Here is a 19,289-nt window from a genome sequence, read left to right as displayed (position 1 = left end):
ACCATGAAGTTAAAGGCGATGTATTCGTTTTTAAGCGATGATTTGGCGGCGGTCGAAGAGGAGCTGGAGCGGACGGTCCGATCCGAATACGGGCCGCTCGGGGAAGCGGCGCTCCATTTATTGCAAGCGGGCGGAAAGCGGATCCGTCCCGTTTTTGTCTTGCTGTCCGCCCGCTTTGGTCATTATGATTTCGAACGGATTAAACATGTAGCCGTAGCGCTCGAACTCATCCATATGGCATCGCTCGTTCACGACGATGTCATCGATGACGCCGACGTGCGGCGCGGCCGGCCGACGATCAAGGCGAGATGGAGCAACCGCTTTGCCATGTATACAGGCGATTACCTCTTCGCCCGTTCGCTTGAGCGGATGGCGGAGCTTGACAGCCCCCGTGCTCATCAAGTGCTGGCGAAAACGATCGTTGAAGTGTGCCACGGGGAAATCGAGCAAATCAAGGATAAATACCGATTTGATCAGCCGCTTCGCACGTACTTGCGGCGCATCCGCCGAAAAACGGCGCTATTGATCGCCGCCAGCTGCCAGCTTGGCGCCCTTGCCGCCGGCGCGCCGGAGGCGGTGGCCAACCGGCTGTATTGGTTCGGCCATTACGTCGGCATGTCGTTTCAAATTACCGATGACATTCTCGATTTCACCGGCACGGAAGAGCAGCTCGGCAAGCCGGCCGGAAGCGACTTGCAGCAAGGAAACGTCACCCTCCCCGTGCTGTATGCCCTTTGTGATGAACAGGTGCGGGCAAAAATTACGGCCGTCAACGCGGACACGGATGCCGAGGAGATGGCGGCGGTGCTAGCGGCCATTAAACAGACAGACGCCATCGAACGATCGTATGCGCTAAGCGACCGCTATTTGGAAAAGGCGCTTCGCCTGCTTGGCGAGCTGCCGGCCAACGAAGCGCGCACGCTGCTTCATGATCTCGCCCTCTACATTGGGAAAAGGGATTATTAGCGCTTTCAAGGACGCTGTTGCCAACGGCGGAAAACAATGATACTATGATGGGTGGGAATCCGTTTCCCAGTACATACGACAGTAGAGGTGGAGAGCGAATGGCAGAACGGACATTCATCATGGTAAAACCGGACGGGGTTCAGCGCAATTTGATCGGCGAGATTGTCGCCCGTTTTGAAAAAAAAGGCTTCCAGCTTGTCGGCGCGAAGCTGATGCAAGTGTCGCGCGAACTCGCCGAGCAACATTACGCTGAACATAAAGAGCGCCCGTTTTTCGGCGAGCTTGTCGACTTTATCACCTCGGGGCCAGTGTTTGCCATGGTGTGGGAGGGCGAGAACGTGATCGCCGCCGCCCGGCAAATGATGGGGAAAACGAATCCGCAGGAGGCTGCCCCTGGCACGATCCGCGGCGATTTCGGCTTGACGGTCGGCAAAAACGTCATCCACGGCTCCGACTCGCCGCAAAGCGCCGAACGCGAAATCAGCTTGTTCTTTAAAGAAGAAGAGCTCGTCAGCTATTCGAAACAGATCAATGCATGGCTGTACTGATGCGAAGACCGGCCGCCATTCGGCCGGTTTTTGCCGTTTTTGTACATTGACAGGGGAGAGGGACAGGCGACGATGGACGATTATGCGCAGTTCATTGCCAAAGTAAAGCGAAAAACAGGCATTGACTTATCGCTATATAAGGAAGCCCAAATGAAGCGGCGTTTGGCGTCGTTGTACATGAAAAAAGGGCTAAAAAGCTTTGCCGAGCTGTTTGCAGCGATGGAGAAAGAGCCGGCGCTATGGCATGAATGCTTGGATCGGATGACGATCAACGTCTCGGAGTTTTACCGGAACGCCAAGCGTTGGGAGGTGCTTGAGCACACCATTTTGCCGCGGCTATTGGCGGAAAACCCGCGCCCGAACGTGTGGAGCGCTGCCTGCTCAACGGGCGAGGAGCCGTATACGCTCGCGATGGTGCTCGCAAAACGATTGCCGCTTCACCGCGTGTCGGTGTTGGCGACCGACATTGACGATAATGCGCTCGCCCGCGCGCGCCTCGGTTTGTACAGCGAACGGTCGCTTGTAGAGCTGCCCGAGGAAATGAGAAAAAAGTTTTTTACGAAAGAAGGCGAATATTATAAAATAGACGAAAAGATTAAACAAACGGTCAAGTTTCAAAAGCACAACTTGCTCGCAGATCCGTTTCCGCGCAACATGGATTTGATCGTCTGCCGCAACGTGCTCATTTATTTTACGGAAGAGGCGAAGCGGATGCTGTATCGCAAATTTCACGACGCGCTCCGGACGGGAGGCGTGCTGTTTGTCGGCAGCACCGAGCAGATTTTCAATCCCGGCCTGTACGGTTTTGAAGTCGAAGAGACGTTTTTTTACCGAAAAAAATAGCTCCGCGCCGGCTTCTTTTTTTCCTGAAACTATTTTCATTTTTCGAATTTATGATATATTTTTACTTAAACGCGTTAAAGACCTGAAGGGAGAGACAAACATGCGGTATTTGACGGCAGGGGAATCGCATGGGCCGCAATTGACGGCGATTTTGGAAGGAGTGCCGGCTGGGCTTGAGCTGCGCGCCGAGCATATCAACAAGGAGCTGGCGCGCCGGCAAAAAGGGTATGGGCGCGGGCGGCGCATGCAAATCGAAAAGGACGTGGTGAATATCACCGCCGGCGTCCGGCACGGGAAAACGCTCGGCTCGCCGATTGCGCTGGTTGTGGAAAACCGTGATTTTAAACATTGGCAAACGATTATGGCCGTTGAACCGATCGATGATGAAACGGAGATCAAACGAAAAGTGACGCGTCCGCGCCCAGGTCATGCCGATTTAAACGGCGCCCTGAAATACGGACATCGCGATATGCGCAATGTGCTTGAACGCTCATCGGCAAGGGAAACGACGGTGCGCGTGGCGGCCGGAGCGGTGGCGAAGCGCATTTTGGAGGAAGTGGGCATCCGCGTCGCCGGGCATGTCATCGAAATCGGCGGTGTGCGCGCAAAGAAGCTCGATTATCGTTCGCTTGAAGAATTGCAGGCAGTGACGGAAGAATCACCGGTGCGCTGTTTTGATCCGGAAGCGGGACAAAAAATGATGGAAGCGATCGATTTGGCAAAGAAAAACGGTGATTCGATCGGCGGCATCGTCGAAGTGATTGTCGAAGGCGTTCCCGCCGGGGTCGGCAGCTACGTTCATTACGACCGGAAGCTCGATGCGAAAATCGCGGCGGCGATCGTCAGCATTAACGCCTTTAAAGGCGTCGAATTCGGGATCGGGTTTGAAGCGGCGCGCCGCCCGGGAAGCGAAGTGCACGACGAAATCATTTGGAGCCCGGAACAAGGCTTTTCGCGCCGGACGAACCGCGCCGGCGGCTTTGAAGGCGGGGTGACGACGGGGATGCCGATCGTCGTGCGCGGTGTAATGAAGCCGATTCCGACGCTGTACAAACCGCTGCAAAGCGTCGACATCGACACGAAAGAACCGTTTGCGGCAAGCATCGAGCGGTCGGACAGCTGCGCTGTGCCGGCGGCGAGCGTCGTCGCCGAAGCGGTCGTCGCCTGGGAAGTGGCGGCGGCGATCGTCAGCCAGTTCGGGCAAGACCGGATCGATTTGATTAAAGAAAACATCGAGCGCGCCCGCCGCTATGCAAAGGAGTTTTAACGATGATCGAACGGACGATTGAAACGGCGACGAAGCAATACCCGCTCCTCTTAGGCGACGGAGCGGTCCGCGCGTTGCCGTGCCTGCTTCGGGCGCTCTCCTGCCCGCCGGGGACGAAGATGTTGATCATCACCGACGATGTGGTGGCGCCTCTTTATTTGGATGAAGTGCGCGCCACGCTTGCCGCTGCCGGTTATGATGTGTATGCCTACATCATTCCAAACGGCGAGGCGGCGAAGTCGTTTGACAACTATTACGCCTGCCAGACGGCGGCTCTTCAGTGCGGCCTTGACCGCCGCTCGCTCATTGTCGCGCTTGGCGGCGGCGTCGTTGGCGATTTGGCCGGATTTGTGGCCGCCACCTATATGCGCGGCATCCGCTACATTCAAATGCCGACGACGCTTTTGGCCCACGACAGCGCCGTCGGCGGCAAAGTCGCCATCAACCATCCGCTTGGCAAAAATATGATCGGCGCTTTCCACCAGCCGGAAGCGGTCGTCTATGACACCGCCTTTTTGCGCACGCTGCCTGAGCGCGAGCTCCGTTCAGGATTTGCCGAGGTGATCAAACATGCGCTCATCCGCGACCGCCGCTTTTACGACTGGCTGCGCGCAGAAATCAAGACGCTCGCCGACTTGCAGGGCGGCAAGCTCGCCTATTGCATTGAAAAGGGCATTGATATTAAGGCGTCCGTCGTGCGTGAAGATGAAAAAGAAACCGGGGTGCGCGCCCATTTGAATTTCGGCCATACGCTCGGCCATGCGCTCGAGAGCGAGCTCGGCTACGGCGTGCTGACCCATGGGGAGGCGGTGGCGGTCGGCATGCTGTTTGCCATCTTGGTCAGCGAGCGGCTTTACGGCCGGTCATTTGCCGAGCACCGCTTTGCCGAATGGTTCGCTGCGTACGGCTTTCCGGTTTCGCTCCCCGACGGGCTGGCGCCTCACCGGCTGCTCGAGAAAATGAAAGGCGACAAAAAGGCGTACGCTGGGACGGTGCGGATGGTGCTTCTCTGTGAGATCGGCGACGTGGAAGTGGTGGAACTCGAAGACGACAACCTGCTCACGTGGCTGGACGAGTTTTCCAGACAGGGGGGGAAAGGATGATTCGCGGCATTCGCGGAGCGATTACAGTGGATCGAAATGACGCCGAGGAAATCGTGGCGGCAACGGAAACGTTGCTTCGTGAAATGATCCGCGCAAACGATGTCGCCGCTTCTGATGTGTCGTTTGTGCTCATTTCCGTCACCGACGACATCACCGCCGCGTTTCCGGCGCAGGCGCTGCGCCGTTTGGACGGCTGGACATATGTGCCGGTCATGTGCACGAGGGAAATTCCGGTGCCCGGTTCATTGCCGCGCTGCATTCGCGTCATGATGACGGTGGCGACTGAGAAACAGCAAGAAGAGATCTGCCACGTGTATTTAAAAGGGGCGGTCGTGTTGCGCCCGGATTTGTCGTTGACAAAAAAAACAGAAATGTAATATAGTGAAAATAACCTCTTTGCCCCCTGAGACATCGGGGGCGTTAGAAGTGGAGCGAGAGTGGAGAGCGAGCGTAGGGTAGATGAGAATGAGCGAGTTTAGCTGAGGTGAGCGTTTTTTCATTCGCCGACATCTGCCCAAAGACGGTCGTCTTTGGGCGTTTCTTTTCCCTCTCTTTTTTCGCCTCATAAACCCTCATTCTCCGCCCGCTGATCATGAAGGGAGGAGAAGTGATGTCTGCTGATGGGCTGGCCGCTTTTTTGACGGAAGCGAACGAATTTCGAACCATCCCGATTGTGCGCAAATTTGTAGCCGATGTCATTGAGCCGCTCGGCGTGTTTGCCAATTTGCGCGAGGAAGCCGTGTTTTTGCTTGAAAGCAAGGATGACGAATCACCGTGGGCGCGCTATTCGTTCATCGGTGTGGCGCCGTTTTTGACGCTGGAGAGCGAAACCGGCGAAACGTTTTCGGTGAAGGACGAAAACGGGAACGAACAAATCACCGCACCGACGCTGAAAGAAGCGTTTCAATGGGTCGAGCGGACGCTTGCCGTCAAGCCGCTTGCCGAGACGGTGCCGTTTACAGGCGGTGCAGTTGGGTTTTTAGGTTACGATTTCATTTCCGCCATCGAAAAAGTGCCGCGCCACAAAAACCGCGATGTGCCGATGAAGACGGCCTATTTCGTATTTTGTGAATCGCTGTTTGCGTTTGACCAAAAAAAGCGTGAGTTGCTCGTCATTCACTATATTCGGTTGAGCGGCAACGAAACGGAGGAAGAGAAAATCGAAGCGTACCGCGCGGCCGAACGGCGCATGGCCGATCTCGCGGCGAAAGCGGCCCGCCCTCAAGCCGAGCAGCCGCTCTTGCCGGCGGAAAGCGAATCGGGGCGGACCGCCTCGTTTGCCAAAGCGGTGTCCAACTATGACAAAAAACAGTTTTTGCGCGATGTGGAGGCCGTGAAACGGTACATCGCGGCCGGCGATGTGTTTCAAGCGGTTCTGTCGCAGCGTTTCTGCGTGCCGGTTCAAGCCGGAGGCTTTGCCATTTATCGGCTGCTCCGATACATCAACCCGTCGCCGTACATGTTTTATTTCCAGCTTGATGGTGTGGAAATTGTCGGCAGTTCGCCGGAAAAACTGATTCAAGTGCACCGTCGGCGCGTTGAAATCGATCCGATTGCCGGCACACGGCGGCGCGGCCGATCGCCGGAGGAAGACGAGAGGCTGGCTGATGAGCTGTACCACGACCCGAAAGAACGGGCTGAGCATTATATGCTTGTCGATTTGGCGCGCAACGACATCGGCCGGGTCGCCAAGTACGGAACGGTCGAGGTGCCGGTGTTGCTTCAGATCGGCAAATTTTCACACGTGATGCACTTAATTTCCAAAGTCGTCGGTGAACTGGACGACAACGTCCACCCGATCGATGCACTCCTTGCCGCCTTTCCGGCTGGAACGGTGAGCGGGGCGCCGAAAGTGCGGGCGATGCAAATTTTGCAGGAACTCGAGCCGACAGCAAGGGGGCTGTATGCCGGAGCGATTGCCTATATCGGGTTTGATGGCAACATCGATTCGTGCATCGCCATCCGGACAGCGGTCGTGAAAGACGGCTATGCCTATGTGCAAGCCGGCGCCGGCATTGTCGCCGACTCCGTTCCGGAACTGGAGTGGAAAGAGACGCGCAATAAGGCGAGCGCCTTGATGAATGCGATTGAACAAGCGGAACGACTATTTGCGAAAGGGGAGAGGGCCGTATGTTGAAGCAGCTGCTTGTAAAATGTGCGGAAGGGAAAGCGTTGACGGAAGACGAAGCGTATGCGGCGATGAATATCATCATGTCCGGCGAGGCGACGGACAGTCAAATCGCAAGTCTGTTGTCCATGCTCCGCCTGCGCGGAGAGACAGTCGATGAGCTCGTCGGATTTGTGCGGGCGATGCGCGACCGGATGACTGCCATTGAGGCTAGTGATGATGTTATCGATACGTGCGGCACGGGCGGCGATGGGGCGGCGACATTCAACGTTTCCACCGCCGCGGCGATCGTCATTTCATCGCTTGGCGTCAAAGTCGCCAAGCACGGCAACCGCGCTGTTTCGTCAAAAAGCGGCAGCGCTGATGTGCTCGAGCGGCTCGGCATCGACATTCAAACGTCGCCGTCGGCCGCCAAACAGGCGTTGGAAACGAAAGGGCTGGCGTTTTTGTTCGCCCCGCTCTATCACGCGGCGATGAAACACGCCGCCGGGCCGCGGAAGGAAATCGGTTTCCGCACCGTTTTCAACTTGATCGGCCCGCTCGCCAATCCGGCGCGCTGCAAGCGGCAAGTCGTCGGCGTCTATTCGACCTGCTACGCTGAGAAATTGGCGGAGGCGATGCGCCGCCTCGGCTCGGAACATGTGTTGTTTGTCACCGGGCGCGATGGGCTTGATGAATGCAGCATCGCTGCAGAAACGGATGTCGTGGAGTTGAAAGACGGTGCGATCCGCCGCTTTGTCATCGCACCAGAAGACGCCGGCTTGCCGCGCGGCGAGCTTGCCGATGTGCAAGTGCGCGATCCGGAAGAGAGCGCCGCGCTTCTTGAGGCGGTGATGGCGGGAATAGCGCCGGAGAGCGCCATCAATATCGTTGCGCTGAACGCCGGCGCCGCCCTGTATGCCGCCGGCAAAGCCGAAACGATTGCCGAAGGAGTGGCGATGGCGAAAGAGGCCATTTTGTCCAAAACCGCATACGAACAACTGCAACGCCTGCGGGCGAAGGAAGTGGTTCATGATGCTTGAGCAAATTTTAGCAGCCAAACGGGAAGAAGTGGAAACGTTGACGCTGCCGGCGCCATTGCCAGAGCGAAAGCGCCGGCCATTTGCGGCGGCGCTCCGTCGGCCGCGGCGGATGCTTGGCTTGATCGCTGAGGTGAAAAAAGCGTCGCCGTCAAAAGGCATCATTCGCCCGGATTTTGACCCGGTGGCCATCGCGAAAGCATATGAGCGCGCCGGTGCCGACGCGATCAGCGTGCTGACGGATGAACGGTATTTCCAAGGGCATCGCCGCTATTTGCGAGCGGTGAAAGAAGCGGTTAACGTTCCCGTGCTGCGCAAAGATTTCATCATCGATCGGCGGCAAGTCGAGGAAAGCGTCCGACTCGGGGCGGATGCGATTTTATTGATCGGCGAGGCGCTCCCGCCGGAAACGCTCGAGGAGCTCTATCATGAAGCGTACAGCTTGGGGCTCGAATGTTTGGTCGAGGTGCATGCGAAAGAGACGCTCGAGCGGATTTTCGATCGGTTTACGCCGGAGATCGTCGGCATCAACAACCGCGACTTGCATACCTTTGTGACAACACTTGAGGCGACCAAAACGCTCGCTCCGCTCATCCCGCCATCGTGCGTCATCGTCAGCGAAAGCGGGATCGGTTCCTTCAATGATGTGAAGACGGTCAAATCGTACGGAGCGCAGGCCATGCTCGTCGGCGAGTCGCTCATGCGCCAAGATGATGTGGAGCGAGCGGTCTACCGGCTGTTTGGGGAGGAAGATGGGGATGATTCGAATTAAATATTGCGGCAACCGTTCGGCTGAAGACGTGCAGGCCGCTATCGCGAGCGGGGCTGATTACCTCGGCTTTATTTTCGCCGAAAGCAGGCGGAACGTCTCTCCGAGTGAAGTGCAACAATGGCTTGAGCCCCATAAGCTTGGCGCAAAGCAACTTGTCGGCGTCTTTGTCAACGCCCCTGTTAGGCGGATCGCCGCTGTCGCCGCCGAGCTGCCGCTTCATGTCATCCAATGCCACGGCCGTGAAACGCCGGCGGAGCTGGCGGCGGTGAAAGAGGCGGTGCCGCTTTCCGTCTGGAAGGCGATCCACCATGGCGACGGTGCGCTTGCGGCGATGAGGCAGTACGCTGGCATTGCCGATGGCTACGTCGTTGACAGCCGCGCCGCCGGCGCCTGGGGGGGGACGGGCGTCGCTTTTGATTGGGAGGCGGTGCCGCACTATTTGGAAGAGGCGGCCCGCCAAGGCGTGCCGTGCTTCATCGCCGGCGGCATCACTCCGGACAATATCGAGCGGCTGCTTGTCTACCGCCCGGATGGCATCGATATCAGCAGCGGCATTGAAACGGACGGACGCAAAGATCCAACGAAGATGAAACAAATCGAAGAAAAAATAAAACATCACGGGTGTCGATGATCCGTTATGTACGAAAAAACACAGAATGATATGGCTGAACACAATTTTCTGCCTCTTCCCTCGAACAAGAACGCCGGCGGGCGAATGACATTTGCCCGCAAAGCGTTCATTGTTCGAGGAGGGCATGCGGCAGCATGAGCGAGCCGCTTGCCGACTACGGCAGAAAAGCTCGGACTAGAGCCTTCTCAACAGACTTTTTATTGGTTCATCAACACACCTGATAAAAAAATAACAAAGCGAAGGGCCAAAAGACGGCGCTGACGCTCGGACGGTTAACAAACACAGGCACTTTGAAGAAATGCGGCTCTTCGTCTTTCAACTTTTATGAAGGAGAAGGTGGGGTTAGATGATGGAACGCGTTCCGAATGAATACGGCCGGTTTGGCGATTTCGGCGGCAAGTTTGTCCCTGAGACGCTCATGCTTCCGCTTGAGGAAATCGAAGCGGAGCTTGACAAAGCGCTTGCCGATGAATCGTTCAAACAAGAATACATCCGCATTTTGCAGCATTACTCCGGTCGCCCGACCCCGCTCACGTTCGCGCCGAATTTGACACGGCAAGTCGGCGGCGCGAAAATGTATTTAAAGCGCGAAGATTTAAACCATACGGGCGCCCATAAAATCAACAACGCGATCGGCCAGGCGCTTTTGGCAAAACGGATGGGCAAGAAAAAGCTGATCGCTGAAACCGGAGCCGGCCAGCACGGCGTCGCCGCGGCGACGGTGGCCGCCCATTTCGGCATGGATTGCATCGTTTTTATGGGCGAAGAAGACATCAAGCGGCAGGAGCTGAACGTGTTTCGCATGAAGCTGTTGGGCGCCGAAGTCGTGCCGGTGTCAAGCGGCAACCGAACGTTGAAAGATGCGACGAACGAAGCAATTCGCTATTGGGTCGCCCACTGCGACGACCATTTTTACATGATCGGCTCGGTCGTCGGTCCGCATCCGTACCCGAAAATGGTGCGCGAGTTTCAGCGCGTGATTGGCGATGAAGCGAAAGAACAGTTTCTCGCCCGTGAAGGGAAGCTGCCGGATGTCATCGTTGCCTGCGTCGGCGGCGGCAGCAACGCCATCGGCATGTTTTACCCGTTTTTGCAAGATGACGTCCGCCTCGTCGGCGTCGAGGCGGCCGGCAAAGGGATCGACACTCCGCACCATGCGGCGACCATCACAAAAGGGACGAAAGGGGTCATACACGGGGCGATGACCTACCTGTTGCAAGACGAGTACGGACAAATTCTCGAACCGTATTCGATCTCAGCCGGCCTTGATTACCCCGGCGTCGGCCCGGAACATGCGTATTTGGCGAGCATTGGCCGCGTCCGCTACGAAAGCGCGACCGATGCCGAGGCCGTCGCTGCGTTTCAATTGTTGGCGCAAACGGAAGGCATCATTCCGGCCATCGAGTCGGCCCATGCGGTGGCGAAAGCCGTCGAGCTTGCCCGCGAGATGCCGCCGGATGAAACGGTGCTCATTTGCCTGTCCGGCCGCGGAGATAAAGATGTGCAAACGATGATGCGCCATCTTGGTGCGAGGGAAGGTGAAGACATTGCCACTGTCCGTTAATCCGCCGCTATTTATCCCGTTTATCGTTGCCGGTGATCCGGCTCCCGATGTGACGATCGATCTCGCCTTGGCGCTTGAGGAGGCCGGCGCTGACATATTGGAGCTTGGCGTGCCGTACTCCGACCCGCTCGCTGACGGACCGACGATTCAACGCGCCGCCGCAAGGGCGCTTGACGGGGGCATGACGCTGCCGAAAGCCATTCAGCTTATTGGCGAGATGCGAAAAAAAGGGGTAAACATTCCGATTATTCTCTTTACGTATTACAATCCTGTGTTACAATTAGGAGAAGAATCCTTTTTTGCTTTAGCGCGGGAAAATGGCGCCGACGGCGTGCTCATTCCCGATTTGCCGTTTGAGGAAAGCGGTCCGCTCCGCGAACTTGGCGAACGGTTTGGTCTCCCGCTCATTTCGCTTGTTGCGCCGACGTCGAAGCAGCGGATCGAGCGGATCGCTTCGGCGGCGCAAGGGTTTTTGTATTGCGTCTCCTCGCTAGGCGTTACAGGCGTGCGTGAGACGCTGCCGGAGACGCTCGGCGATTTCCTCCGCGAAGTGAAGCGGCATAGCCGCGTCCCGGTCGCCGTCGGCTTTGGCATTTCGGCGCCGGAGCAAGTCGCGATGTTGAAAGAGGTGTGCGACGGCGTTGTCGTCGGCAGCGCGCTCGTGCAAAAAGTCGAGCAGCTGGCTCCGAGGTTGCAGGCGCCGGACGAAAGGGAAGCGGCCGTCGCCGAGTTTGCTGCCTACGCCCGTTCGCTTGCCGCGCCGCTTCGAGAAGCCTATTCTTCGCGCTAAAAGTTCCGAATTGAAGGAGTTGGCGACAATCATGCAAGTAAAGGAATCGCTCCGGGGTCTTTCTCCGTACCAGCCGGGAAAATCGATCGAAGAAGTCAAACGGCAATATGGCTTGCCTGAGATTATTAAACTTGCTTCTAACGAGAATCCGTACGGTTCGTCGCCATCGGCAAAAGCGGCCATCGCCGCTGAGCTTGACCGCCTCGCCGTCTATCCGGACGGCTGCGCCCGCACGTTGCGCGAAAAGGTGGCGAAGCATCTTGGCGTCAAGGAAACACAGCTTCTGTTTGGCAACGGTTCGGATGAGGTGGTGCAAATTCTTTGCCGCGCCTTTTTAGAGCCGGGGGCGAATACAGTGATGGCGGCGCCGACATTCCCGCAATACCGGCACAATGCCATCATCGAGCGGGCCGAGGTGCGCGAAGTGCCGCTTGTTGATGGGCGTCATGATTTGGAGGCGATGCTTGCGGCGATCGATGAAAACACGCGCATCGTCTGGATTTGCAATCCGAACAACCCGACGGGCACGTATGTGAATGACACCGAGCTGCGCGCCTTTTTGGATCGCGTGCCGCGTCATGTGCTTGTCGTCGTGGACGAAGCGTACTACGAATATGCGACGGCGCCCGACTACCCGCAAACGGTGCCGCTTTTAAACGAGTACGAGCAGCTTGTCGTCATGCGCACGTTCTCGAAAGCATACGGGCTCGCTGCGCTCCGCGTCGGCTACGGCGTGGCGAGTGAGACGCTCATCCGCGCCGTCGAGCCGGCGCGCGAGCCGTTTAACACGTCGACCATCGCCCAAGCGGCCGCGGCGGCCGCACTTGACGATCAAGCGTTCATCCGCGCCTGCGTCGAACGAAATCGCGCCGAGCTTGAGCGGTATTATCGCTTTTGCGAGGAGAACGGCCTGAAGTATTACCCGTCGCAGACAAACTTTTTGTTCATTGATTTCGGGTTGGATGGCGACGAAGTGTTCCGCTATTTGCTGGAGCGCGGCGTCATTGTCCGCTCGGGCCAAGCGCTTGGGCTGCCGACCGGCGTGCGTGTGACGGTTGGCACGAAAGAGCAAAACGACCGGGTGTTGGAACTCGTTTCGCAACTGCTTCGGGAAAAACAGCTCGCCTGACCGTTCAGCGGCGGGATGGATAGAAAAGATCGGCCCGTTGCTTTTCAAAAGCAGCGGGCGCACGTTTACATAAAGTAGGTGGGACGATTGGAAGGAAAAGTGTTCATTGTCGGCCTCGGCTTGATCGGCGGATCGATTGCATTGGCGATTAAAAAAGCGCATCCGGAGGCGATGATCATCGGCTACGACGTCAATGAGCGGCAGCTCGGCTTGGCGCGTTCGCTCAAGGTGATCGACGAAGCCGCCCGTTCGCCCGAAGACGGATACGGACAGGCGGATTTGATCGTTCTGGCCGTTCCGGTCATGCAGACGGAGGCGCTGCTTTCATCGATGCCGCTCGAGCGGTTGAAGCGCGGCGTTATCGTTACCGATGTCGGCAGCACGAAGCAGCGCATCGTCCAAGGCGCCCGCCGCCTGTTGGATCATGGCGTAGCGTTCATCGGCGGCCATCCGATGGCCGGGTCGCATAAAAGCGGTGTGGCGGCGGCAAGGGCTCATCTGTTTGAAAACGCCTTTTACATTTTGACGCCGACGGACGATGTGCCGCCGCAGCAAGTCGAGGCGTTGAAACAGTGGCTTGCGGGAACGAAAGCGCAGTTTGTCATCTTAACGCCCAAAGAGCATGACCGCATCACTGGCGTAATCAGCCATTTTCCGCATTTGATTGCGGCGAGCCTCGTTCATCAGGCGCGCGAATACGAGTGCGAAAACGCCCTCGTCAGCCGGCTGGCGGCCGGCGGCTTCCGCGACATCACCCGCATCGCGTCGAGCAATCCGGAAATGTGGCGCGATATTTTTATCCATAACAAGCATGAACTGCTTGCGCTCTTTGACCGCTGGATCGCCGAAATGGAGCGGCTGCGTTCGTTTGTCGAAGAAGAAAACAGCATCGCGATTTACCATTACTTTTTGGAGGCGAAACAGTTTCGCGACGGGCTGCCGTCGAGAACGAAAGGAGCGATTCCGTCGTTTTACGATTTGTATGTCGACGTGCCGGATTATCCGGGCGTCATCTCCGAAGTGACCGGCTATTTGGCCGAAGAAAACATCAGCATCACGAACATCCGCATCATTGAGACGCGCGAAGAAATTTACGGCGTGCTCCGCCTCAGCTTCCAAAGCGAAGACGATCGGGCGCGGGCGAAAGCGTGCCTCGCCAAACATACGAACTATGCCACCTATGAAGGGTAGCAAGGAAAAACAATGGAGGGATTTTGCATGCAGTTGCCAACCAACGTGTCGTCGCTCCGAGGAATGATCGAAGTCCCTGGCGACAAATCGATTTCCCATCGCGCCGTCATGCTCGGGGCGCTTGCTTCTGGACGGACGGTGATTGACCATTTTTTGCCTGGGGCGGACTGTTTAAGCACGATCGACTGTTTCCGGAAACTCGGCGTTGACATTCGCCAGGACGGGACGACAGTCGTTGTCGAAGGAGCCGGCCCCGGCGGGCTGCGCGAGCCGGCCGCGGTGCTTGATGTCGGCAACTCGGGAACGACGGCGCGCCTGCTTTTGGGCATTTTGGCCGGCCAGCCGTTTCACGCCTGCCTTGTCGGCGATGAATCGATCGCCAAGCGACCGATGGGGCGGGTGACGAAGCCGCTTCGCGAAATGGGAGCGCGTATTGACGGGCGTGAGGGCGGCAATTATACGCCGCTTTCCATCCGCGGCGGTGCGCTTCGCCCGCTTCGCTACACTTCGCCGGTGGCGAGCGCGCAAGTGAAATCAGCCGTTTTGCTTGCGGGCTTGTTCACCGACGGCGTAACGTCGGTCACCGAGCCGCACCGCTCGCGCGACCATACCGAGCGGATGGTTCGGTTGTTTGGCGGTGAAGTGAATGTGGATGGCTTGACCGTCTCGGTGGCCGGTCCGCAACGCTTGCGCGGGACGCACATTTACGTTCCCGGCGATATTTCGTCAGCCGCCTTTTTCCTTGTCGCCGGCGCCATTGTGCCAAACAGCGAAATTACGCTGAAAAACGTCGGCTTAAATCCAACGCGGACCGGCATCATCGATGTGCTTACACAAATGGGGGCGGATATTGCGATTGACAACGTCCGCAACGAGGAAACCGAGCCGGTCGGTGATATTACGGTCCGCACGTCGACGCTTCGGGCGGTCGAAATCGGCGGGGATCTGATTCCAAGATTGATCGACGAAATTCCGATCATTGCCTTGCTCGCGACGCAGGCGGAAGGAACGACCGTCATCAAAGACGCGAGCGAACTGAAGGTGAAAGAGACGAATCGGATCCATACGGTCGTCACCGAGTTGAAAAAACTCGGCGCTGACATCGAAGCAACCGACGACGGCATGATGATCCGCGGCAAAACGCCGCTTTATGCCGACGGGATTGTTGTCGACAGCCATGGCGACCACCGCATCGGCATGATGCTCGCCGTTGCTGCCTGCATCGCCAAAGGGACGGTCCGCCTCGAGCGTTCGGAAGCGGTCGCCGTTTCCTATCCGGCGTTTTTTGCCGACCTCCGTTCGCTGCTGTAAAAGGCCTCCCGCCCCAAGCGGGCGGGCGGTCATATTTTGCGTTGTTCGTTCATATATTGTCAGTGAGAGGAAGGGCTCCGTATTTTTTGAAAGCGGATACATTTCCTGTTTCTGGATGAAAAAACGACGCACCTTCCAGACGGCGAGCGGTTTGGTTGCGGAAACGGCCATGATCGATTATCATCATTCATGTTCCCATTGTAACAGTACATAACGATTTGAATGGCAAAGGCGGATGGCCGCCTGCCGCAAGAGAGGGCTGACGAAACGATGACACGCGTCGAACAAATCATTCGCTTAGTGGAAAACGGAAACGTCGACCAAGCGTTGGCGCTCGTGCCGAAAGTGAAAAAATATGGAAGTGATGAAGAAAAATACGCGCTTGCCGACTGCTTGTACGGATGGGGAATGCCGGAAGAGGCGAAGGAGCTGCTTGAGGAGCTGACTGCCCGCTATCCGGATGACGGCGACATTCGCCTGTTTTTGGCGGAAGTGTATACGGAGCTTGAAGCCGAAGAGGAAGCGCTCGCCATTTTGTCGGAGATCGACGAAGACGATCCGCAGTTTGTCCGCGCGTGCCTTCTTGCCGCCGATTTGTACGAAATGCAAGGGTTGGCGGAAGTGAGCGAGCGGAAGCTGCGTCAAGCGTACGAGAAAGCTCCAGATGAGCCGATCGTGCAGTTTGCGTTGGCTGAGTTGTATTTTTCGCACGGGGAATACTCAAAAAGCGTGCCGCTTTATGAACAGGTGCGGAAGACGAATAAGGAGATGGCCGGCGTCTTGATCACTGAGCGGATCGCTGAGGCGCTCAGCCGTTCCGGGGAATTCGAGGCGGCGCTTCCGTATTATGAGGAGGCGCTCAATGAAAAAATGGACAGTCGGACGCTGTTCGCCTACGGATTCACCGCGTTGCAGGCCGGCTATACACAAACGGCCATCGATAAGCTCAGCGCTTTAAAAGAGCTCGATCCGGACTACACTCCGCTTTACCTTTATTTGGCGAAAGCGTATGAACAAGAAGGACGGCTCGTGCAAAGCTATGAGACGGCGCTTGAGGGCATCGGCGTCGACGAATGGAACAAAGAGCTCCGCCTTTACGCAGGCAAGCTGGCGCTCAAGCTGAACAAGCCGGAGGAGGCAGAGGAACATTTGAAAAAAGCGCTTGAGATCGATGGCGGGTACATCGAGGCGCTCACGGTTTTATCGGCGCTTTGGCTAAATGAACAGCGCTATGAGGATGTCGTAGCGCTTCTTGAGCAGGCGATGGCCGATGGCGAGTACGATCCGCAGTTTGAATGGGACCTTGGGCGCGCCAAACATCGGCTTGAGATGTACGACGATGCATTAAATCATTACGGCGAGGCATATAATTTCTTTAAGCACAATGTCGAGTTCCTCGAAGAGTACGGATATTTTCTCATCGAGGAAGGAAATCGGGCGGCGGCGAAAGAAATATTTCAACAGATCGTCCGTCTCGACCCAACCCATACGGAGGCGGCGGAGATGCTGCTTGAGCTCGAAGAGTAGGGGAGAAGCGGTGGCCCAACCTCTTTCTTGGAAACCGATCGAGGGGGAAGCGCACAATGACGCACGTATCCGTCAATGAGAAAAAAGAGTTTATCCGTTGGTTTTTAAGCCACTATCAGTTGAAGCGGCGCGAGTGTGTCTGGATTTTAAACTATTTGATGAGCCATGACCAGCTCATGCAAAAGGTGCATTTTGTCGAGAATGCCCAATATTGCCCGCGCGGCATCATTATGTCGACTCACTGCGTCGACGATGTGCCGTTCCGTTTTTACAAAGGCAATGTGATGACAACCGATGCAGAGAAATCGTTCCATGACATCCGTTTAAACCGCGACGAAGATATTTACATTCAACTGAATTTCCGCGCTTCTTTTCACTCGCCGCAATATGTCGCTGTGCTTGAGGAAAACCCGTATGCGCCGAAGCAGGCGCAAGTGAGCGAAAACGACCAGCGCCTCGCCGAGCAGTTTTTGGAACGCTCCATTTACGAATTCCGGCGCGGGCGGCTCATGAAGCTGATCGATGAGGCGCTTGACCGCCATGATGAAGAGGCGTTCCGCCGCCTGACCGATGAATTAAACAAATTGTAAAAACCTTGCCGCCGGCAAGGTTTTTCTTTTGCCGAAAAATATGGTATGGTGATGAAGGGAAGAAACTTTAAGGAAAAGGAGAGTACGAATGAAGTGGACAGGCGAGGACGTCGCCCTCTATGAACGAGAGCGCGACTACATCGACACGGCGCTCCTTCCGCTTTTGCCGGTGGCTTTCGGCCAAGGAGCGAAGCGGCTCGCTTCCGGCGGGGAGCTTGTCGGGCTCATCGCGGCCGAGGTCGAGCGGCAGCTGAAGGGCCGGTTGTTTTTGATGCCGTCGTTTGTGTATTTTGCCGATGAGCCGCGGGCGCTGCTTACCGAAAGGCTGGCGGATTGGACCAACCGGCTTAGGCGGGAAGGAATGAAGCATCTGTTTTATGTGACGTGCGACCGTGCGTGGCAAGAGGGCGAAGAAGCTGACCGCGTTTGGTTCATTCCGGTTGTTCCGCTCGAGAGCATGGGTGAATCGTACAAGCACGAGCTTGTCAGAGAGCAGACCGCCGAGCTGCTCCGCTTTCTCATTGGTCGATGGGCGCAAGAGTAGATGCGGCAAAGTCCGACGTTTTGCCGCCTGCGATATTGACCTTGTCCAGCAATTGAGCTATCATTAGAATGTCCTAGTTTTCCGTATGTGTTATACATACAATCGTCCGGTGCGGACTTGACTTTGCATAGAGGGGGGAAGACGATGAGCGACAACAAACATCGTGTAACGAGACGTCAATTTTTAAACTACACGCTGACCGGGGTCGGCGGCTTTATGGCAGCAGGGATGCTCATGCCGATGCTCCGTTTTGCTTTCGATCCGATCTTGAAGGATGAAGCAGGGACGGAGATGGTCGCGGTAGCAGACGTCAAAGAGATTACGACCGAACCGAAGCGCTTCGACTTTAAAGTGAAGGTGAAAGACGCTTGGTACGAGTCGGAAGAGCCAAAATCAGCATGGGTGTATAAAACGGACAAAGGGGAGATCATCGCCCTTTCGCCGATCTGCAAACACCTTGGCTGTACGGTCGACTGGAACACGGACAAAGAGCATCCGAACCAGTTTTTCTGCCCATGCCACTATGGGCGCTATGAGAAGGACGGCACGAACGTTCCGGGGACGCCGCCGCAAGCTCCGCTTGACCGTTACGAGTACAAAGTGAAAGACGGCAAGCTGTATTTAGGCAAGGCGAAACCAAGAAAGGAGGCGTAATGCGTGTTAAACAAGCTGTATGACTGGGTCGATGAACGCTTAGATATTACGCCTTTATGGCGGGATATCGCCGATCACGAAGTTCCGGAGCACGTCAACCCCGCCCATCACTTTTCCGCCTTTGTCTATTGTTTCGGCGGGCTGACGTTTTTTGTCACGGTCATTCAAATTTTGTCGGGCATGTTTTTGACGATGTACTACGTCCCGGATATTAAAAACGCGTGGGAATCGGTGTATTACTTGCAAAACGAAGTGGCGTTCGGCCAAATTGTGCGCGGCATGCACCACTGGGGGGCGAGCCTTGTCATCGTCATGATGTTTTTACATACGCTGCGCGTCTTTTTCCAAGGGGCTTATAAAAAGCCGCGCGAAATGAACTGGATCGTCGGCGTATTGATCTTTATGGTGATGATGGGTCTTGGCTTCACCGGCTACTTGTTGCCGTGGGATATGAAAGCGCTGTTTGCGACGAAAGTTGGTTTGCAAATCGCGGAAGCGACGCCACTCATTGGCCCGGCCATTAAGACGCTGTTAGCTGGGGACCCAGAAATTGTCGGCGCGCAAACGTTGACGCGCTTCTTTGCCATTCACGTCTTCTTCTTGCCGGCCGCTTTACTCGGCTTAATGGCAGCGCACTTTTTAATGATTCGCAGACAAGGCATTTCCGGTCCGCTATGATCGGTCGGCCCGCGTTTAGAGGTGATAGAAAAAA

Annotated in this window: 20 protein-coding genes; all 20 read left to right on the top strand. The window is 56.4% G+C overall.

Going from position 1 to position 19,289, the window contains the following annotated elements:
- The first annotated feature begins 3 nt into the window (after window positions 1-3).
- Window positions 4-966, top strand: a complete 963-nt coding sequence (hepT, locus tag GZ1_RS09470) for a heptaprenyl diphosphate synthase component II (RefSeq protein WP_015375272.1) — start codon at window positions 4-6, stop codon at window positions 964-966.
- A gap of 98 nt (window positions 967-1,064) precedes the next feature.
- Window positions 1,065-1,514, top strand: a complete 450-nt coding sequence (gene ndk / locus GZ1_RS09465) for a nucleoside-diphosphate kinase (RefSeq protein WP_013524132.1) — start codon at window positions 1,065-1,067, stop codon at window positions 1,512-1,514.
- Between the two features lie 72 nt (window positions 1,515-1,586).
- The gene (locus GZ1_RS09460) at window positions 1,587-2,357 is read left to right on the top strand and encodes a CheR family methyltransferase (RefSeq protein WP_015375271.1); all 771 of its coding nucleotides are present in this window, start codon (window positions 1,587-1,589) and stop codon (window positions 2,355-2,357) included.
- 100 nt (window positions 2,358-2,457) lie between these two features.
- Window positions 2,458-3,624 carry a chorismate synthase gene (aroC, locus tag GZ1_RS09455; protein WP_060788372.1) on the top strand — a complete coding sequence of 389 codons (1,167 nt, stop codon included), beginning with the start codon at window positions 2,458-2,460 and terminating at the stop codon, window positions 3,622-3,624.
- 2 nt (window positions 3,625-3,626) lie between these two features.
- Window positions 3,627-4,727: a 3-dehydroquinate synthase gene (gene aroB / locus GZ1_RS09450; RefSeq protein WP_060788371.1), complete on the top strand. Its 1,101-nt coding sequence runs from the start codon at window positions 3,627-3,629 to the stop codon at window positions 4,725-4,727.
- Window positions 4,724-5,104 (top strand): chorismate mutase, encoded by a 381-nt coding sequence (aroH, locus tag GZ1_RS09445; protein ID WP_013144896.1) that lies wholly within the window; start codon window positions 4,724-4,726, stop codon window positions 5,102-5,104. Before aroB ends, aroH begins: the two co-directional genes overlap by 4 nt.
- A 233-nt stretch (window positions 5,105-5,337) precedes the next feature.
- The gene (gene trpE / locus GZ1_RS09440) at window positions 5,338-6,864 is read left to right on the top strand and encodes an anthranilate synthase component I (protein WP_011231689.1); all 1,527 of its coding nucleotides are present in this window, start codon (window positions 5,338-5,340) and stop codon (window positions 6,862-6,864) included.
- Complete coding sequence (gene trpD / locus GZ1_RS09435; RefSeq protein WP_020755331.1) at window positions 6,858-7,877, top strand: anthranilate phosphoribosyltransferase; 1,020 nt, start codon at window positions 6,858-6,860, stop codon at window positions 7,875-7,877. Before trpE ends, trpD begins: the two co-directional genes overlap by 7 nt.
- Window positions 7,870-8,646, top strand: coding sequence for an indole-3-glycerol phosphate synthase TrpC (gene trpC / locus GZ1_RS09430; RefSeq protein WP_033005824.1), 777 nt, complete (start codon window positions 7,870-7,872; stop codon window positions 8,644-8,646). The genes trpD and trpC overlap by 8 nt, the downstream gene beginning before the upstream one ends.
- Complete coding sequence (locus GZ1_RS09425) at window positions 8,633-9,277, top strand: phosphoribosylanthranilate isomerase (protein ID WP_011231686.1); 645 nt, start codon at window positions 8,633-8,635, stop codon at window positions 9,275-9,277. Before trpC ends, GZ1_RS09425 begins: the two co-directional genes overlap by 14 nt.
- Window positions 9,278-9,626: 349 nt before the next feature.
- On the top strand, window positions 9,627-10,841 hold the full coding sequence (gene trpB / locus GZ1_RS09420) for a tryptophan synthase subunit beta (protein ID WP_015375266.1): 1,215 nt from the start codon (window positions 9,627-9,629) through the stop codon (window positions 10,839-10,841).
- Window positions 10,825-11,631, top strand: a complete 807-nt coding sequence (gene trpA, locus GZ1_RS09415) for a tryptophan synthase subunit alpha (protein WP_015375265.1) — start codon at window positions 10,825-10,827, stop codon at window positions 11,629-11,631. Before trpB ends, trpA begins: the two co-directional genes overlap by 17 nt.
- A gap of 31 nt (window positions 11,632-11,662) precedes the next feature.
- Window positions 11,663-12,760, top strand: coding sequence for a histidinol-phosphate transaminase (gene hisC / locus GZ1_RS09410; RefSeq protein ID WP_060788370.1), 1,098 nt, complete (start codon window positions 11,663-11,665; stop codon window positions 12,758-12,760).
- Between the two features lie 87 nt (window positions 12,761-12,847).
- A complete protein-coding gene (locus GZ1_RS09405; RefSeq protein WP_013144904.1) occupies window positions 12,848-13,951 on the top strand; it encodes a prephenate dehydrogenase in 1,104 nt (367 codons plus the stop codon).
- A 27-nt stretch (window positions 13,952-13,978) separates the two neighbouring features.
- Window positions 13,979-15,262, top strand: coding sequence for a 3-phosphoshikimate 1-carboxyvinyltransferase (gene aroA, locus GZ1_RS09400; RefSeq protein ID WP_013144905.1), 1,284 nt, complete (start codon window positions 13,979-13,981; stop codon window positions 15,260-15,262).
- Window positions 15,263-15,532: 270 nt separating this feature from the next.
- On the top strand, window positions 15,533-16,789 hold the full coding sequence (locus GZ1_RS09395; RefSeq protein WP_033012346.1) for a tetratricopeptide repeat protein: 1,257 nt from the start codon (window positions 15,533-15,535) through the stop codon (window positions 16,787-16,789).
- Window positions 16,790-16,845: 56 nt separating this feature from the next.
- On the top strand, window positions 16,846-17,379 hold the full coding sequence (locus tag GZ1_RS09390) for a ReoY family proteolytic degradation factor (RefSeq protein WP_013144907.1): 534 nt from the start codon (window positions 16,846-16,848) through the stop codon (window positions 17,377-17,379).
- 88 nt (window positions 17,380-17,467) lie between these two features.
- The gene (locus GZ1_RS09385; RefSeq protein ID WP_020278315.1) at window positions 17,468-17,923 is read left to right on the top strand and encodes a YpiF family protein; all 456 of its coding nucleotides are present in this window, start codon (window positions 17,468-17,470) and stop codon (window positions 17,921-17,923) included.
- Between the two features lie 144 nt (window positions 17,924-18,067).
- Window positions 18,068-18,577: a Rieske (2Fe-2S) protein gene (locus GZ1_RS09380; RefSeq protein WP_011231677.1), complete on the top strand. Its 510-nt coding sequence runs from the start codon at window positions 18,068-18,070 to the stop codon at window positions 18,575-18,577.
- Between the two features lie 3 nt (window positions 18,578-18,580).
- Window positions 18,581-19,255, top strand: coding sequence for a menaquinol-cytochrome c reductase cytochrome b subunit (gene qcrB, locus GZ1_RS09375; protein ID WP_011231676.1), 675 nt, complete (start codon window positions 18,581-18,583; stop codon window positions 19,253-19,255).
- The last annotated feature ends 34 nt before the right edge of the window (window positions 19,256-19,289 follow it).

Origin of the sequence: Geobacillus zalihae NBRC 101842 (assembly GCF_001544135.1) — a bacterium.
Classification (GTDB): Bacteria; Bacillota; Bacilli; order Bacillales; family Anoxybacillaceae; genus Geobacillus; species Geobacillus zalihae.
Note: the sequence above shows the minus strand (reverse complement) of the source record. Positions and strands in the feature narration are given on the sequence as shown.

Coding starts and splice junctions, on each gene's coding strand:
- hepT (WP_015375272.1), top strand. CDS start 4: ATGAAGTTAAAGGCGATGTATTCGTTTTTAAGCGATGATTTGGCGGCG.
- ndk (WP_013524132.1), top strand. CDS start 1,065: ATGGCAGAACGGACATTCATCATGGTAAAACCGGACGGGGTTCAGCGC.
- GZ1_RS09460 (WP_015375271.1), top strand. CDS start 1,587: ATGGACGATTATGCGCAGTTCATTGCCAAAGTAAAGCGAAAAACAGGC.
- aroC (WP_060788372.1), top strand. CDS start 2,458: ATGCGGTATTTGACGGCAGGGGAATCGCATGGGCCGCAATTGACGGCG.
- aroB (WP_060788371.1), top strand. CDS start 3,627: ATGATCGAACGGACGATTGAAACGGCGACGAAGCAATACCCGCTCCTC.
- aroH (WP_013144896.1), top strand. CDS start 4,724: ATGATTCGCGGCATTCGCGGAGCGATTACAGTGGATCGAAATGACGCC.
- trpE (WP_011231689.1), top strand. CDS start 5,338: ATGTCTGCTGATGGGCTGGCCGCTTTTTTGACGGAAGCGAACGAATTT.
- trpD (WP_020755331.1), top strand. CDS start 6,858: ATGTTGAAGCAGCTGCTTGTAAAATGTGCGGAAGGGAAAGCGTTGACG.
- trpC (WP_033005824.1), top strand. CDS start 7,870: ATGCTTGAGCAAATTTTAGCAGCCAAACGGGAAGAAGTGGAAACGTTG.
- GZ1_RS09425 (WP_011231686.1), top strand. CDS start 8,633: ATGATTCGAATTAAATATTGCGGCAACCGTTCGGCTGAAGACGTGCAG.
- trpB (WP_015375266.1), top strand. CDS start 9,627: ATGGAACGCGTTCCGAATGAATACGGCCGGTTTGGCGATTTCGGCGGC.
- hisC (WP_060788370.1), top strand. CDS start 11,663: ATGCAAGTAAAGGAATCGCTCCGGGGTCTTTCTCCGTACCAGCCGGGA.
- aroA (WP_013144905.1), top strand. CDS start 13,979: ATGCAGTTGCCAACCAACGTGTCGTCGCTCCGAGGAATGATCGAAGTC.
- GZ1_RS09395 (WP_033012346.1), top strand. CDS start 15,533: ATGACACGCGTCGAACAAATCATTCGCTTAGTGGAAAACGGAAACGTC.
- GZ1_RS09390 (WP_013144907.1), top strand. CDS start 16,846: ATGACGCACGTATCCGTCAATGAGAAAAAAGAGTTTATCCGTTGGTTT.
- GZ1_RS09385 (WP_020278315.1), top strand. CDS start 17,468: ATGAAGTGGACAGGCGAGGACGTCGCCCTCTATGAACGAGAGCGCGAC.
- GZ1_RS09380 (WP_011231677.1), top strand. CDS start 18,068: ATGAGCGACAACAAACATCGTGTAACGAGACGTCAATTTTTAAACTAC.